At 67.1% G+C, this 14,992-nt stretch carries 15 protein-coding genes; 6 read left to right on the top strand and 9 right to left on the bottom strand.

Annotated elements, in window-relative coordinates:
• Positions 1-133: 133 nt before the first annotated feature.
• Complete coding sequence (locus tag ACO06P_RS22630) at positions 134-805, top strand: pyridoxamine 5'-phosphate oxidase family protein (RefSeq protein WP_420347499.1); 672 nt, start codon at positions 134-136, stop codon at positions 803-805.
• A 36-nt stretch (positions 806-841) separates the two neighbouring features.
• Here the strand turns inward: ACO06P_RS22630 and ACO06P_RS22625 are convergent, their stop codons facing one another.
• Positions 842-1,246: a cupin gene (locus ACO06P_RS22625; RefSeq protein WP_420347498.1), complete on the bottom strand. Its 405-nt coding sequence runs from the start codon at positions 1,244-1,246 to the stop codon at positions 842-844.
• Between the two features lie 151 nt (positions 1,247-1,397).
• Here ACO06P_RS22625 and ACO06P_RS22620 point away from each other — a divergent pair, with 151 nt between their 5' ends.
• The gene (locus ACO06P_RS22620; RefSeq protein ID WP_420347497.1) at positions 1,398-2,249 is read left to right on the top strand and encodes a DUF3108 domain-containing protein; all 852 of its coding nucleotides are present in this window, start codon (positions 1,398-1,400) and stop codon (positions 2,247-2,249) included.
• A 209-nt stretch (positions 2,250-2,458) separates the two neighbouring features.
• Here the strand turns inward: ACO06P_RS22620 and ACO06P_RS22615 are convergent, their stop codons facing one another.
• Entirely contained in the window at positions 2,459-2,662 is a 204-nt protein-coding gene (locus tag ACO06P_RS22615; RefSeq protein ID WP_420347496.1) for a helix-turn-helix domain-containing protein, read from the bottom strand.
• Positions 2,663-3,233: 571 nt separating this feature from the next.
• On the opposite strand from ACO06P_RS22615, the gene ACO06P_RS22610 reads away from it, so the two are divergent.
• Positions 3,234-3,797: a helix-turn-helix domain-containing protein gene (locus ACO06P_RS22610; RefSeq protein ID WP_420347495.1), complete on the top strand. Its 564-nt coding sequence runs from the start codon at positions 3,234-3,236 to the stop codon at positions 3,795-3,797.
• A gap of 486 nt (positions 3,798-4,283) precedes the next feature.
• On the opposite strand, the gene ACO06P_RS22605 is transcribed toward ACO06P_RS22610, so the two are convergent.
• The gene (locus ACO06P_RS22605) at positions 4,284-6,359 is read right to left on the bottom strand and encodes an FAD-dependent oxidoreductase (protein WP_420347494.1); all 2,076 of its coding nucleotides are present in this window, start codon (positions 6,357-6,359) and stop codon (positions 4,284-4,286) included.
• A gap of 182 nt (positions 6,360-6,541) precedes the next feature.
• On the opposite strand from ACO06P_RS22605, the gene ACO06P_RS22600 reads away from it, so the two are divergent.
• Positions 6,542-7,546, top strand: a complete 1,005-nt coding sequence (locus tag ACO06P_RS22600; RefSeq protein WP_420347493.1) for an alpha/beta hydrolase — start codon at positions 6,542-6,544, stop codon at positions 7,544-7,546.
• A 532-nt stretch (positions 7,547-8,078) separates the two neighbouring features.
• Here ACO06P_RS22600 and ACO06P_RS22595 read toward each other — a convergent pair.
• The 3 genes from ACO06P_RS22595 to ACO06P_RS22585 form a co-directional block, all read right to left on the bottom strand.
• A complete protein-coding gene (locus tag ACO06P_RS22595) occupies positions 8,079-8,852 on the bottom strand; it encodes a hypothetical protein (RefSeq protein ID WP_420347492.1) in 774 nt (257 codons plus the stop codon).
• A 13-nt stretch (positions 8,853-8,865) separates the two neighbouring features.
• The gene (locus ACO06P_RS22590) at positions 8,866-9,111 is read right to left on the bottom strand and encodes a hypothetical protein (RefSeq protein ID WP_420347491.1); all 246 of its coding nucleotides are present in this window, start codon (positions 9,109-9,111) and stop codon (positions 8,866-8,868) included.
• Positions 9,112-9,423: 312 nt separating this feature from the next.
• A complete protein-coding gene (locus tag ACO06P_RS22585) occupies positions 9,424-9,909 on the bottom strand; it encodes a YajQ family cyclic di-GMP-binding protein (protein ID WP_420347490.1) in 486 nt (161 codons plus the stop codon).
• 534 nt (positions 9,910-10,443) lie between these two features.
• Between ACO06P_RS22585 and ACO06P_RS22580 the strand changes: the two genes are divergently transcribed.
• Positions 10,444-10,794, top strand: a complete 351-nt coding sequence (locus ACO06P_RS22580) for a PilZ domain-containing protein (protein WP_420347489.1) — start codon at positions 10,444-10,446, stop codon at positions 10,792-10,794.
• 124 nt (positions 10,795-10,918) lie between these two features.
• Here the strand turns inward: ACO06P_RS22580 and ACO06P_RS22575 are convergent, their stop codons facing one another.
• Positions 10,919-11,305 (bottom strand): FliM/FliN family flagellar motor switch protein, encoded by a 387-nt coding sequence (locus ACO06P_RS22575; protein ID WP_420347488.1) that lies wholly within the window; start codon positions 11,303-11,305, stop codon positions 10,919-10,921.
• A 165-nt stretch (positions 11,306-11,470) separates the two neighbouring features.
• On the opposite strand from ACO06P_RS22575, the gene ACO06P_RS22570 reads away from it, so the two are divergent.
• Entirely contained in the window at positions 11,471-11,974 is a 504-nt protein-coding gene (locus ACO06P_RS22570) for a thermonuclease family protein (protein WP_420347487.1), read from the top strand.
• A gap of 474 nt (positions 11,975-12,448) precedes the next feature.
• Here ACO06P_RS22570 and ACO06P_RS22565 read toward each other — a convergent pair whose 3' ends face one another.
• Positions 12,449-13,294, bottom strand: a complete 846-nt coding sequence (locus ACO06P_RS22565; protein WP_420347486.1) for a DMT family transporter — start codon at positions 13,292-13,294, stop codon at positions 12,449-12,451.
• A gap of 202 nt (positions 13,295-13,496) precedes the next feature.
• Positions 13,497-14,969 carry an amidase gene (locus ACO06P_RS22560; RefSeq protein WP_420347485.1) on the bottom strand — a complete coding sequence of 491 codons (1,473 nt, stop codon included), beginning with the start codon at positions 14,967-14,969 and terminating at the stop codon, positions 13,497-13,499.
• Positions 14,970-14,992: the final 23 nt, after the last annotated feature.

Here is a 14,992-nt window from a genome sequence, read left to right as displayed (position 1 = left end):
GAATTCTCTAACACACGACCTAGCGCGAAAGGGGTCCCGGTCAAGCCGGCGGCAGGGCTGGGGATGGGGGCTGGGCATCGGGCAGGGACGCGCTAGTTTCTTGGTAGGACCTGCAAAACGACCACCAAGCACCATGCCCCTGACCGAAGATCCCCGTCGCGACCCCGCGCCGCGCGCCGAACCTCCGCGGCAGCAGCCCTTCTACGACGATCTGGAGGCGGCCCTGGCGGCGGCCTGGGCCCAGCTCCGGCGCGGCGCCGCCGACCGGCGGGCCGCCTTTCATACGCCCTGCCTCGCCACGGTGCGGGCGGACGGCACCCCCTCCGCCAGAACGGTGGTGCTGCGGGCCGCCGACCAGAAGACCGCGACCCTGCGGTTTCACACCGACCGGCGCTCGGCAAAGGTCGACGAGATTGCCGCCCGGCCGACGGTCGCGCTGCAGTTCTACGACAGCAGCCGCAAAATCCAGCTTCGCGTCGAAGGTCTCGCGAGCCTGCACCGCGACGACCCCGTCGCCGCCGCGGCCTGGCAGGCGACCCGGCCCTTCAGCCGCGCCTGCTATCGCGTGCCGCAAGCGCCCGGCGCGGTGATCGACAGGCCCCTGCCCGCGCAGCTCGGACCGTCGCACCTCGGCCATGCCGGGCAAGGCGAGGCTGGGCAAGGCGAGGCCGGCGTCGAGCACTTCGCCGCCGTCACCGTGGCGCTGCGCAGCATCGAGTGGCTTTACCTCGCCGCCCAGGGCCATCGCCGGGCGCGGTTCATCAGAACCGGCGACACCTGGGAGAGCGCCTGGCTGGTGCCCTGAGCACCCCCCACAGGAGAACCTGCGCAGCAGGTCAGGTCAGCCCGCCCGGGCCGGCGTGACGTGTAGGCCGAGCCAGACGGTCGGGCGGTCGGGATCGGTCCAGGCAACCCGATGACGGCAGTGGGCCGGCAGCAGGATCGCATCGCCGGGCACCATGTCGCGGTCCTCCGGCGCGCCGCCGGCGACTTCCACGGTCAGGCGCGCCGCACCCGCCAGCAACAGCACCCATTCATCGCGGTCCTGGTCGTACCAGTCGTCTTCCGGCGTCGTCTGCCCTTCGGAGACGATGCGTTCCAGTTTCACGCCCGGCCGCTCCAGCAGGGTTTCGAAGACTTCGCCCGCGGCGGCGGACGGCAGATCGCGTAACAGATTTGTGACGGGGATCATCTTCATGGTGGGCGTCATGTTCATGGCGGGGGTCATTTGTATGAAGGCGGTCATGGCGGCCTTCCTTCGAACCTGAGCGCCCCGAAGAAAGGCGAACACTGTGATCCAAGTCTGGTGATCCAACACCGGCCCGGGTGCCGTAAGGTATGGTTGAGGTCCCAGAGATGGCATACACTCTCACGCGACGCGATGATAGGGTAGAGACATGACGACAGCCAGTCACCGCACCGGGCTCGGGGTTCTCGCAACCGCCCTGCTCTCCACAACCATCGTCACTGGTGCCATCGTTACCGGCGCCTATGCTGCCGAAACCACCGCAACGAAGCCTGTGACAGCCACCTACGAAGTTTACTTCGGCGGCTTTCACGTGCTGAACGCCGAAGCCACCCTGGAAAACGGGGGCGAGAACTACCGCGTCACCGCAGCGGCGGAGACCCAGGGCTTTCTCTCCTGGTTCACGAGTTGGAAGGGTGAGACCGAGAGTGTCGGGCGCGTCGACGCCGACCGCATCGTCCCGCAGTGGCACGACAACCGTGGTACGCTGGACGACCTGGAGCGGATCGTCAGCCTGCGCTACGACGAACAGGGCAACATCATCGAATCCCAGGCGGTTCCGGAGCAGGACTGGGAAGGCCGCCACCCGCTGCCCGAGGATGCCGGCAACGGAACGCTGGACCCGCTCAGCGTCATCGCCGGCATTGCGCAGTTGCTGCAGAACGGTGGCAGCTGCGAGGGGCGCTTTGCTGTTTTCGACGGGCGCAAGCGCTATGACCTGAAGGTCGCCGACGCCGGCACCAAGACCCTGGAACCCAACAGCTACTCGATCTTCGACGGCGAAGCCCGCGGCTGCCAGATCGACTACGAGATGCTGGGCGGCCACCAGATCGAGCGGAGCAAGTATGCCGCCACTGCGCGCGAGCGCCTGATCTGGGTCGCCCGCCCGTCGGCGGACGCCCCGCTGATCCCCGTACGCCTGCAGATCGAAACCGGCTACGGCACCGTGATGGGCCACCTCACCGGTTACAGCATCGACGGTCAGCCCCCGCTCACGGACTGACCCGCCGCCCCCTCACCCTCCCGCCCAACCTCCTTCTCAGGCGTGGGCCCCTCCCTCTCCCACGAGGGGAGAGGGAACAATGAGGCGCCTCGCCCCTGCTTTCTTACCCCTCTCCCCTGGCGGGAGAGGGTTGCGCAGGCTTGGTGAGCGCAGCGAACTTAGCCGGAGTTGGGTGAGGGGGACCCTTCTCGCCCGTTCAGGGCGCGCGCCTAGGGCACGGGCCGGGCGAGGCGGAGGCCGGGGCCGAGGCCCTCGCCGGCGTCGATGAAAACGATCCCGCCCTCTTCGAAGACGAAGCGCAGAATCCGGGCCGTGCTGTCCTTCACGCTGTTGTGCCCGCGCTCGAAGGTGCGGATGGTCACCGCGCTGATGCGGGTGCGGGCGGCGAGGTCGGCCTGGCTCCAGCCCAGCATGGCGCGGGCGCCGCGGCACTGCTGACGGGTGAGGATGGGCGCGCGCGGATCTGGGGGCCCGGCAGGCTGTGAGGGTGGAGGCCCCGGCGGCGGGTTTCCGGAAGGCGGAGTCCCCGGCGGAAACCCCGAGGGCGGGCGGCCCGGGGGGCCGGAGGCCGTCATGACGTCCCCCCGGAATGAAAGCGCAGGTTGTGAGGAAAGCGGGAATCTGTGTTAAGGCTGACCGCAGCCATGGCCGGACTCCTCTGAAGTCTGGGTGTGGTCAGGCGCGGGTTGGTGTTCCAGCACCTTCTCGCGCCGTCCGGAAAGGCCAGGGTGGTGCGGAGCGCAGGACGCTGGCCGTGGGGCCGGGATCGCGGGGGATCGTCAGTCGTCGGATCGCATTGAGACCTCCATGATCCCTGCCGGGGAACGGCGCTGCGCCGGATGCAGCGTTCGACCGCAGGTCTAGCTAGGGTTTGGCATCTGATACGATAACGATCATTTTACGCATGATGTTTCCTGAAATCCAGCATGAACTTGCATTTTCAGGATTGATTGTGCATGTTTCTGGTATCGAAAATGAAAAATTATGGCGAAAAACAGCTCTGACGAGGCCCCTGAGGGCAAAGGCGGGCGCGGGGCCGGCTACGGCGTTCCCGGGCCGGACTCCCCGATGCACGACCGGATACGCCATGCCATCACCCTGGCCGGCGGCGACAAGCGGGTTTACGAGCGTTGCGGCGTCAGCGTCCGAAACCTGCAGAACTACAAGTCCGGCGGGGCGAAGCCGAACGCGGAGACCATCGGCCGGATCGCCAAGGGGACCGGCGTCTCGCTGCTTTGGCTGGTCTACGGCCAGGGGCCGATGCGCGCGGGGCTGGCGGAGCAGCAGAGCCCCTACAGCGCCGCCGGCGCCCCACTCTTGGATGAGCAGGCCCTGGATGAGCGGCCCCTGGACGAGCGAACACTGATCGACACCATCGTCGTGGTCGAGGAGGTTCTGACCGAAGCCGGGCTGACGCCGTCGCCGCAGGCCAAGGCCGAGAAGGTGCTGGAGATCTACAAGGCGACCATGGCGGCCAAGGCAAGCGGCGAGACCCTCTCCCCCGTCCGCATCCTGCGCATGGTGCGCGAGCGGGACGAAGAGACGTGAGGAAACGAAAGGGCGCGTGTGAGAGCAGAAGCGTTCTGCCGCCCTCCCCGTCTCGTCATGCCCAGGCTTGCCCTATCGCGCCCGGACGACACAGCAGCGTCCCGCCACGGCAAGCGGCTTTCCGCTGAACCGGAGTCACCCCCACCCCAACCCTCCCCCATCGAAGGGGGAGGGAGTTTTTTAAGGCGGCTCATAACAACGCCTCCCCCTTTGACGCAGAGGACTCGCATGTGGCGGCGTGATGCTTCGAGACGCCGGCTTCGCCGGCTCCTCAGCATGAGGGCGTGTTTGCGGTTGTGGGATTTCCTCCCGGTGAGGAGGCCAGCCTTCGGGACAGAGACCGGGCGCGAGGCTGGCCCCTCCCGACTTCCCGCTATCAAGGGGGGCTCCTTAGGTTGCCGCAACGCTGTCCCCCTCCCCCTTGATGGGGGAGGGTTGGGGTGGGGGTGACAGCGGTGCCGCTTCGAGCCCTTCGCGCTCCGCGAACTAGTCCACCGCAATCGCCTCGCGCCGGAAGGGCGCGACGTCGGGATCGATGTCCTCGCCGAACTCCCGGGCGTAGCGGTGGCCGGCGAAGACGGCGGCGGCGATGGTGCCGGGGGCGCGGGCATCGCCGATGGTCTGCACACCCAAGAGCCCGGCATCGGCCCAATCCGCTTCCCGCGCCTTCAGGTCGAGGGTCAGGGTTTCGTTCGGCAGACGCGCGGTGACCAGAACCAGGGCAGCGCAGTCCAGAGCCTCCGGCGCTTCGGTGTAGCTGCAGGCCAGTTCGAGCCGGTCTGCGTTGCGCGCCGTCAGCACTGTGTTCAGCCGGATGGTCACGCCACACTCCACCAGGCGCCGGTGGATGCGCGGCTGGTCGAGGGCGTGCTGGGTCCAGGCGGAGACCAGGGGCGCCGGCGTCACCAGGGTCACGGCGCAACCGGCCCTGGCCAGCAGTTCCGCCATCAGCCCGCCCATGACGTAGCCGTCGTCGTCGTAGACCACGATCGGGCCGGCGGGCAGCGCGGCCGCATCGAGAGTTTCGGCCATGACGTCGTCGGGCGTCAGCAGCGGCCCGGCGTCGAGTCCCGGGAGCGCGGCATGGCGGCTGCGCCCGATGCCGTCGCGCCGCCAGACGGACCCGGTCGCCAGCACCACATGGGCGATGCCGTAGCTGAGGATGTCGTCGGCCGTCAGGGCGCTCGCCAGATACATCTCCACATTGGCCAGCTTGTGCAGCTGGCCGAGGCGCCAGTCGCGCACCCGGCCCCAGGAGGCGAGGCCCGGCAGGCGGCTTTCCCGGGCGACGCGGCCGCCCCAGTGTTCACCCGCCTCCGCCAGCACCACCTCCAGCCCGCGCTGGCCGCAGGCCCGCGCCGCCTCCAGCCCCGCCGGCCCGCCGCCGACGATCAGCACCTTCTCGCGCGCCGTCACTGCGGGGATCGCCTCCGGGTGCCAGCCGCGCCGCCACTCCTCCCCCATGGTGGGGTTCTGGGTGCAGCGGATCGGCGCCGAGAAGTTGTCGCCGGTGACGCAGATGTTGCAGCCGATGCACTCGCGGATGTCGTCGATGCGCCCCTCCTCGATCTTCTTCGGCAGGAAGGGATCGGCGATGGAGGGCCGCGCCGCGCCGATCAGATCCATGACGCCCTGCTTCACCGCCCGCACCATGGCATCGGGCGAGGTGTAGCGCCCGACCCCCACCACCGGCTTGGTGGTCAGCGCCTTCACGAAGCGGGTGTAGGGCTCCTGGTAGCCCTCCTCCGCGAAACGGGCGGTCTGGCTGTCGTTCGACCAGTCCGAGACATTCACATCCCAGAGGTCCGGCAGTTCCGCCAGCATCGCCACGGTGTCGTGCCCCTCCCCCTGCGCCGTGATCCCGTCGTCGCCGAGCAGTTCGTCGACGGCGAAACGAAAGGCCACAGCGCAGCGGTCGCCGACGGCCTCCTTCGTGTCGGTGAGCACCTCCCGGATCAGGCGGACCCGGTTTTCCAGGCTGCCGCCGTATTCGTCGGCGCGGTCGTTGTGGCGGCGCGAAAGAAAGTGCTGCAGCAGCGCCATGTCGTGGCCTGCATAGACGTAGACGATGTCGAAGCCGGCTTCCTTCGCGCGCAGCGCCGCGTTGCGGTGCCAGCGCCGGAAGGCGGCGATGTCGGTCTTGTCCATGGCGCGGGCCTGCACCGGGTCGCCTGAGTCGACGGGGCGGTGCGACGGCCCCATCGGCACCTCGCGGCTGTAGTGGTTGGGGCTGTGGTGGCCGTTGTGCACCAGCTCGATGCCCGCAAGCCCCCCTTGCGCATGCACCGCCTCGGTGAAGGCCCGCAGGTGCGGCAGGTCCTGGGCATCCCAGATGCGGTTTTCGACATAGGGGCTGATCTCGGCGGAGGGATGGATTTCCGCCTCCTCGGTGCAGACCACGGCCCAGCCGCCCTCGGCCTTGATGCCGCGCATGGCGGCGTTGGAGCTGGGGAAGCGGTAGCCCATGCCGGCGCAGTGCGGCACCTGGTAGAAGCGGTTGCGGGCGGTCACCGGACCGATGGGCACCGGTTCGAAAAGAACGTCGTAACGGGGATCGCGCATCGCTGGGGTCCGGGCCTCTCTCTGAACGGTGTTGACGTCTTAGTCCGGCGCGGCGGCGCGCACCACCGGAAATGCGCCCCGCATCGTCATCGGCCCCGCATCGTCATCGGCCCGGCGTTGATCGCCACCAGCAAAAGCAATAGACAGAAACGCGACCGAAACCGGCAGCAGGGACCGACGCCATGCGCAGAGACCACAGCGCCCAGCGGGGCAGCCTTCATACCCTTGTTCTGGAGTCGGAGCTGCTGCGCGGCAACCTGCTGGGCGATCCCTCCCTGCGCGACGTTCCGGTCTACATCCCGGAAGGCCACGACGGTGCCGGACTGCCGCTTCTGGTCGATCTCGTCGGCTTCACCGCCGGCGGACCCGCCCATGTGAACTGGAAGAACTTCGGCGAGAACGTGCCGGAGCGCCTCGACCGGCTGATCGCCACCGGCGCCATGCCGCCGGCGGTCGTCGCCTTCCCGGACTGCTTCACCCGCCTGGGCGGCAACCAGTACATCAACTCCGAGGCGCTGGGCCCCTGGGAAGACGTGCTGATCGAGGAGGTGGTGCCGCTGGTGGAGCAGCGCTTCGGCTGCGGCGGCGACGGGCGGCGCGGGGTCTTCGGCAAGTCCTCCGGCGGCTACGGCGCCATCGTTCACGCCCTGCGCCGGCCCGACTGCTGGGCCGCCGCCGCCTGCCATTCCGGCGACATGGGTTTCGAGCTCTGCTATCTGCGGGAGATGCCGGCGATGCTGCGGGCCATCGCCAAGAAGGGCTCCATCGAAGCCTTCATCAAGGACTTCGAGGCGGGGCCGAAGTGGAAGGGCGACGACATTCATCTGCTGATGACGCTCGCCATGTGCGCCACCTACGACCCGGACCCCGCCGCCTTCTGCGGCGTGCGCCTGCCGGTGGACCCGGAGACCTGCGAAGTGATCGAGGAGCGCTGGCAGAACTGGCGGCGTTGGGACCCGGTGACGATGGCCGACAGCCACGGCGCGAACCTGAAAAAACTGAAGGCGCTGTGGATCGACTGCGGCGACGTCGATCAGTACGACCTGGTCTACGGCGCGCGGCGGCTGCACCGGAAACTGAAGGCGGCGGGGATCGATCACGTCTACGAGGAGTTTGCCGACAACCACTCCGCCGTCGACTACCGCATGGACATGAGCCTGCCGTTCCTCGTCAAGGCGCTCGGCTAGTCCCAGGCCGAGCAGGCGCCGGCGCCGCGACCCCAGATCCCGGCGTGCGCAGACCCTGGCGTGCGCAAAGCCCGGCAGGCGACGCCAACCCCGAACAGAACGGCCCCGGACAGAAAAAGGGCCACCGCCTGGGTGGCCCAAGTTTAGGGAGGAAACGCCCGAAGGGCGTCGTGAATTGGCGCTCAGCGCCGATTCACGCTCTTAATATGGCCATTTCGATGGCAACCTACAAAGCAAAATTTCCATTTGCTGAAAATTTGATCACCTCTTCCAATTCATAGGCAGCCGACTGGTGCAAATCTGCAACAAACCGGGGCGGCGGGCGGAATCCGCCCGGATTCTGCCACAGGGGTTTGTTCGCCCTCTATCGGTTGGACCGGCTGCCCGCCGGTCTTATTCCCAACCATCGATTCCCCGGGCCCGTCGGCGGAGCGGCGCGATCATCGGCGCGCCCGGCGGGTGCGTCTTCCGTAATCCGAGCGGCGGCTTGTGGAGCGTCGCCAGAGGCCGGTGGTATCAGAGGCAGGTGGGATCAGAGTCCAGTAGGGTCTTTTTCCTGCGGCGGCGCACTCCCGTCCACCTGGTCCGCCGTATCAGCCATGGGCAGCTGCGCGCCCTCGGCCAGGGCGTTGAACTCGCGGGTCAGCGCCAGGGCGGCGGGAAGATCGTGCTTCTGCAGCAGGGCCCAGACCACGTCCATGTTGGCCTGCACCCGCCGCTCGCCGGCGAGATAGGCGCGGCCGTACCAGCGGTAGGCCTCGGCATAGTCGCGCCGCACCGAGGCGCCCTGCGCATAGAGAAACCCGAGGATCTCCATCGCCTGGGGATCGCGCCGCTGCACCGCCCGCCGGCGGATGACCGCGACGTCGTCTTCCGACAGGGCGGCCGGGTCGGCCTGCTCGAGGAAGGCGAGCCAAGCCGCGTCCTGTTCGGTCAGCGGCGGCCCCTGCGTGTCGGGCAGCGGCGCTTTCGACGGCAGCGTGCGTTCCTCCGCGCACCACGTCGGCGTCCGCCGGGCATGGGAACAGACGTAGATGCGCATCATCGTCGTGGCGCCGCTCCAGAGGTCGTGCTCCCAGGGCGAGCCCTCGCTGGGGCCGGTCTCGGCTTTTGCGGAGCCGGGGGGTTCGGAGGCCTCCGGCGCCGGGCTCTTTAGCCCGCCGCCCGGCTCCGCAGCCTCTACGCCGTGGCTCCCGCAGGCCAGCACCAGCAGCAGAACGGCAAGGACGAACGGCCGCCTGCGCGCGCTTTGGCGCAGGCGTTCTTGGCACTCTCCAGGAATGCAACTGCGGCCGGGGGCCGGCATGGCAACACCCCGACTAGCAGGCGTTGGCAGCCGCCGGGCGGTGCGCTTCGAGAGCACCGGGCAGGACCGCGAGCACGTCATCGATCAACTGGCCTTGCGCCAAAGGCTGCCACGCGGCGTCGAGGGCGTAGTACCAGCCCTGGGACTTGCCGAAGGCGCAGATCAGGCATTGATGGTCATAGTCGAGCAGGGCGATCACCAGTTCGCCTGCCTCGGTCTCCACCGGCACGCAGGCGCCGGCAAGACCACGATCGACCATTTCACAACCCTTGTTCAGCAGGACATGAATATCTGCCCGTGTGAACTCCTGATGACCAATAGGCAATACAGCCATTGGGGGGCTCCGTCATTCTGGCGGTTCCCAACAGCTTCCCCCGGAAACGTAACCATGGAGTAAACACTGCGGACGGTTTTCAGGCCGCGCGGCAGGCCTTCGGCACTATGGTTAAGAAGAGGTTGATTTGCGCCCCTGGGAGGCGCCGGGCGGAAGCCCGGGCCGCGGCCCGGAACGGAACCGCGGGAGGCGCAGTCGGGGCCGCAGAAGGGGCCGCAGTTGGGGCCGCAGCCGAACTCAGTCCCGGAAGTTCTCGTACTGCAGCGGCTGCTCGATGCCCATGTCCTTGACCATGGCGATGGCGTCCTGCAGGTCGTCGCGCTTCTTGCCGGTGACGCGCAGGGTGTCCCCCTGGATGGCCACCTGGACCTTCAGCTTGCTGGACTTCAGTTCCTTGACGATCTTCTTGGCAAGATCCTGGGCGATGCCCTGCTTGATGGTCACGGTCTGGCGGATCATGTTGCCGCCGGCCTTTTCGGGCGTCCCCAGGTCGCAGGCGCCGGGATCGACACTTCGGCGCGTCAGATAGGTGCTCAGGAGGTCGTGCATCTGGCGCAGCTTCAGATCGTCGTCGGCCATGATCGTCAGGACGCCCTCCTTGCGCTCGATCGAGCACTTGGAGCCCTTGAAGTCGTAGCGCTGGCCAATCTCCCGCTGCATGCCCGCAAGGGCGTTGTCCACCTCGGTCAGATCGGTTTCAGAGACGATGTCAAACGAAGGCATGCTCTCGTGTCTCCTCGGCTGTGCGGCCCTGTATCTGCGCTGCCCTGTATCTGTGGGGGCCTGTATCTGTGGGGGCCTGCGGCTGTGCGGCCCTGGGCCGGCGGGCCGTCCCTGCCTGACTACGCCCCCTCAACCGATTCGTCCAACGCCTTCTTTTTGCGCCCCGGGGCAGCCGCCGCAGCGGGCCATGCCCCCGGCGCCCCTCCGCAAGTTGAATGCGGGCGTCTGAAAATCTCCCAACAACCGCCAGAGCAAAGATGGCGGCGCTCCATGAAGGCTGGGGTTGAGACAGAGAAGCCGAATCCGGCGAAGCCCCGGCGCCCAGGTGTCCGTCCAGTGAATTCTTTTTCGGTCACAGAATAATCACGCGAAGGACTCAGGCGAATACACGCGGTGAACAATCGTATCTATCGGCTCTCTTTCTTTCAGTGGGGTTTTTCTGAGCTTCAGTGCCGGTATTAGTGTCCTGTTAATAAATCGACCGTTACCATCCACAGCTAGGTTATGCCCAATGGCTGCGAATGGGAGTTCATTATGAGCTCGAAGGTTGGTCCGGAGCATCTGCGCGATTTCGAACGGCGGCGCTCGCTGCGCTTCGTTCTGCCGCGCCAGGAGCCCGTTACGCTGACTGCCGCCGGCAAGCAGTATCGGGGAAGCCTTGAGGACGTCTCGATCGGCGGCGCCAAGCTGCGGTTCGAAGGCGGCATGCCCCCGCCGGCCGATGTCAGCTTCGAACACTCCGAGGCGGGCGAGATCAGCGGTACCTGCATGTGGCACGACGGCGAGAGCATGGGCATCGCCTTTGCTCTGACCGATTCCGCCCTGCGCCTGATCTCACACTGCCTGCGTCAGGGCCTTCCCAGCAGCGACGTGACCGCGGCCTGACGCCGCGGCGCGCTCTGCCGAAGGCCTGCAGCCTGTCGATGGCTGCCTCCAAGCGATAACGGCCCGCAATTGCGGGAGCCCGCAAGTTCGGACCGGCTGTGACGGGACGCAAGCGCCCTGCCCGTCAGCTGCCTTCGCGTTTCACGATCTCTGAGATTTCGATGGCGATGCGGTCTTCGACGACCACGACCTCGCCCTTGGCGACCAACTGATCGTTGATTCGCATTTCGATCTCGTCGCCGAGCCCGGTTTCCAGTTCGACCACCGCGCCGCGGCCCATCCGCAGCAGCTGGCTGACCGGCATGGAGGCGGTTCCCAGAATGGCGTAGGCCTCGAGGGAGACCTCGTGGATCGCGGGGGTCTTCTCCGCGGGGCCGGCGTCCTCGCTCGCCTCTTCGGCGGCCTCGTCGGCCTCCTCTTCGGCGGCCATGGCCTCCCACTCGGCCATCATGGCCTCCTGGTCGACTTCCTCGTCGCCAGCGGTATCCAGCTCTGCGTCCTCGCTCGCCATCGTCGGTTCCACGCGATTCGATCGGAAGGGGCCACGAGGGAGCCGTGACGCTGCGCCCGCGGCCCCCACGCCCTATCATTCTCTCAGCCATGGTTAACGAACGGTAAGCGCGGCCTTCCAAAATGGGCCTTAGCCTGAGGTGCGGCTTATGGCAGGCTCGCCGCCATGATGTCTTTCCCGACTCCGCTCCGGCTGTGGCGCCTGCTGCCCGCCCTCGCCCTCACCCTCGCCGTGACAGCCATGGCGGCTGCGCCGGCTGCCGCACAGGTGGAGAACCCGGTGGAAGGCCGGGGCCCGCAGGTGATCGACACGGCCACGCTGGACTTCGCGGGCCGGCAGGTCCGCCTGTTCGGACTGCAAGGCATCGCCGAAGCGCAAAGCTGCAGCGCGGGTACACGGGTCTGGGCCTGCGGGCGGGAAGCGCTCTGGGCCGCCCGCAACCGTATTGCCAATCACTGGGTCCACTGCCGGCCGGTACCGGGGGCGGCCCAGGCAGCCTCTGCCGAGGCGCCGCTGGTCTGCGACCTTGGTGGCCGGGGCGGCCCGGAACTCAACGCCTGGCTGGTCGAACAGGGCTGGGCGCTGGCCGACCGCGCCGCATCCGCCGCCTATGCCGACCACGAGGACGCCGCACGGGCGGCCGGGCAAGGCGTCTGGCGTAGCCGCTAGGCCGGCGCGAGGCCGGAGCAGCGGCAAGCCGAAGCGGCGGGAAGCATCCCAAACCCGTTAACGCGCGACCGGGCCTTGGAGCCGGAATGCCGCTACCGAAAAGACAACTGCAGAAATATCAAGCACCTCTAAAGTAAATGATCACATTTAAGAAAAATTCGAAACGAATCTATAGTTAAATACTTAATAAATATAGTTAATCTCTGGCATTTCTATTGATTTTCATCTGACCGGCTGCTATGTTCTATTCACTGCTTTGCCAGTACTAGGTTCGATACGGCGTCAGCGACCTTAGCCGTGGGACCTACCTTAAAGCCACGATTAGCCCTCTCGGCCCCGGGTATCTACCCGGGGCCGCTTTTTCCTTGGCAGCGGCAAGCGGCATGGACCAGGCCGTGCAGCCATCACTGATGAGGAAGGCTGCGGCGCAGGCTCATTGCGCAGCACCGTTACCGGTCGAATTCGCAACAGCGCTCACTTGGATGTCTTGAGCATGACCGTCCCGATCAGCGTGACGGCCGTGGATGCCAGCCGCGCCAGGTTGAGGCGCTCCTTGAGGACGAAGACGCCAATGAGCACTGCGAAAACCATGCTCGTTTCCCGGACGGCGGAGACCAGCGCCAGTGGCGCCTGCGTCATCGCCCAGATGACAATCCAATACGCCAGGAGCGATATGACGCCTCCGAGCACGCCGACCTTCCAGGTCTTCCGCAGCGACACCAAAACCTGACCCCTGCGCAGATAGAGCGCCAGGAGGGTTATCGGAATGCCGTTGAAGAGGTGGACCCAGAAGGTGTAGCTGTGTGCGCTCTCGGCAAGGCGTGCGCCCAGACCGTCTACGACGGTGTATCCGGCTATGAATATGCCCGTGCCCAGGGCATAGAGCATTGGCCTGGGGTCCCTGAAGCCGCCTGCGCCGCGCGTAAGGGCAAGGCTCATGATCCCGAGCGCGATCACGACGACCGACAGGCCGGCCTGGCGGCTCAGTGTTTCACCGACCACTGCCACGGATATGACCGCAACGATGAGCGGCGCGGAACCCCGGGAGATGGGATAGACGTGGCTCAGATCGCCATACCGATAGGCGTTGATCAGAAACACGCAGTAGGCCGTGTTCAGAACCGTCGAGGCCCAGATGTACGGCCAGCTTTCCGCTGTCGGAAACGCCACGAAGGGGACCACCATCAAGGCAACGGCAACCTGGCTCATCATCATGATCGCTATCATGACAAGCCGATCCGCATTCACCTTGACCAGGGCATTCCATGCCGCGTGCAACAGAGCTGCGCCAAGCACCATGGCAAACACGCCGGTCGTCATATCAGGCCCCCTGTCCGGTCGTGTTCATTCCCGGTGTGGCCTCGGCACATGAGCCCGGCCCGAACCGTGAACTGCGGCATGTGCAGCGGAAGATACGCGCTTCTTCGACAGGATCAAAGGCTGTCGGCGCATCGCGACCAGATACGGGAAGCGCGCGGCCATCCGCCTCCGGTCGCGCGTTTATGAGTCTGCTATGAGTCTGCTATGAGTCTGCGGCGGAGAGACTTTGCAGCCTCGAAAGATCGGGCGCGACACGGGCCATGCCCGGCTCGTCCGCAAGGGCCCGCTCGAGCGCCAGGCCGAGGCTGAGCAGCCGCCGGTCCTGCCCCTTGCGCCCGACGATCTGAAGGCCGAAGGGCAGACCCGCGGCATCCAGACCGCAGGGTAGCACCAGCACCGGATGGCCCACCAGCGTCAGCGCATAGGTGATGGCGACCCAGGAGATGTAGGTGGCCAGCGGCTGGCCGTCGATCTCTTCCGGGAAGAGCTGCGTCTTGTCGAAGGGCTGCACGGAGGCGACAGGACAGATCAGCAGATCGTAGCCTTCCATGAAGCGAAGGAAGCGGTGGTAGAGGCGGGTCTGCGCAACCATCGCTTCGGCCACGTCGGCAGCCGAGAAGGTGAGCCCCAGCTTCACGTTGGCCGTCACGTTCGGCCCGACCAGCTCCGGCGTCTGCTCCACCATCGTCCTTGCATCGCCCAGGAAGCCGACGGCGCGCAGCACCTCGAAGCAGCGGTCCACGTCGCCCAGGGCGGGATCGGCCTCCTCCAGGTCCAGGATGCCGGCGAGCCCTTCGCAGCGGTGCCGGAAAAGGGCGCGCACCTCCCGGCTGACGGTCACGCCGCCGAGGTCTTCGGAGACCGCGACCTTGAGCCCGTCGAGCGGTGCCGGCTCGACCGCCTCAAACGCGGCGGCCTCGGCAAAGCCGGAGAGCGGGTCGCGCGGATCCTCGCCGGCAACGGCGGACAAAAACAGCAGCAGATCGGCGACAGAGCGCGCCATGGGTCCGTCAGTCCAGAGCGGCGACCAGCCGATGGTCTTGCGCGCCGTGGGTACCAGGCCCGGCGTCGGCCGGAAGCCGACGATCCCACAGTAGGCCGCCGGCGTGCGCAGGGAGCCGCCCAGGTCCGACCCCGCCGCCAGTGGAAGCATGTCCGTCGCCAGGGCTACCGCCGAACCGCCGGAGGAGCCGCCGCAGGTCAAGGCGGTGTCATAGGGATTTGCGGTCACCCCGTAGACGGCATTGACGGTGTTGGCGCCGGCACCGAACTCCGGCGTGTTGGTCTTGCCGGCAACGACACCCCCGGCCGCCCTGACGGCGGCAACAAAGGCGTCGTCTTTCGCCGGGACATGGTCGCGAAAGGCAGGCGAGCCGAAGGTGGTGCGCAGCCCGGCGGTCGCATTCAGATCCTTGATGCCGACCGGCAGCCCCAGCAGCGGCGCAGCGGTCTCGCCGCGCAGGATCGCGGCCTCGGCCTGCGACGCTTCTGCCTGCGCCGCATCGCGGTCCTCCGCGACGACGGCATTGAGCACCGGGTTCACAGCATCGATGCGCGCATGACAGGCCGCCATCAGTTCGACCGGCGAGACCTCTTTCGCCAGCATCAGCCGGCGCAGGGCCACCGCCGACATCTCGCAGAGCGCCCCGTCCCCCGTTTTCGTTTCCCCGGTCATCGGCCCCCTTCCCCGTCGACGGA

It is taken from the genome of Pelagibius sp. (assembly GCF_965227505.1).
Lineage (GTDB): Bacteria > Pseudomonadota > Alphaproteobacteria > Kiloniellales > Kiloniellaceae > Pelagibius.
This window is presented reverse-complemented; position numbering and strand designations above follow the sequence as displayed.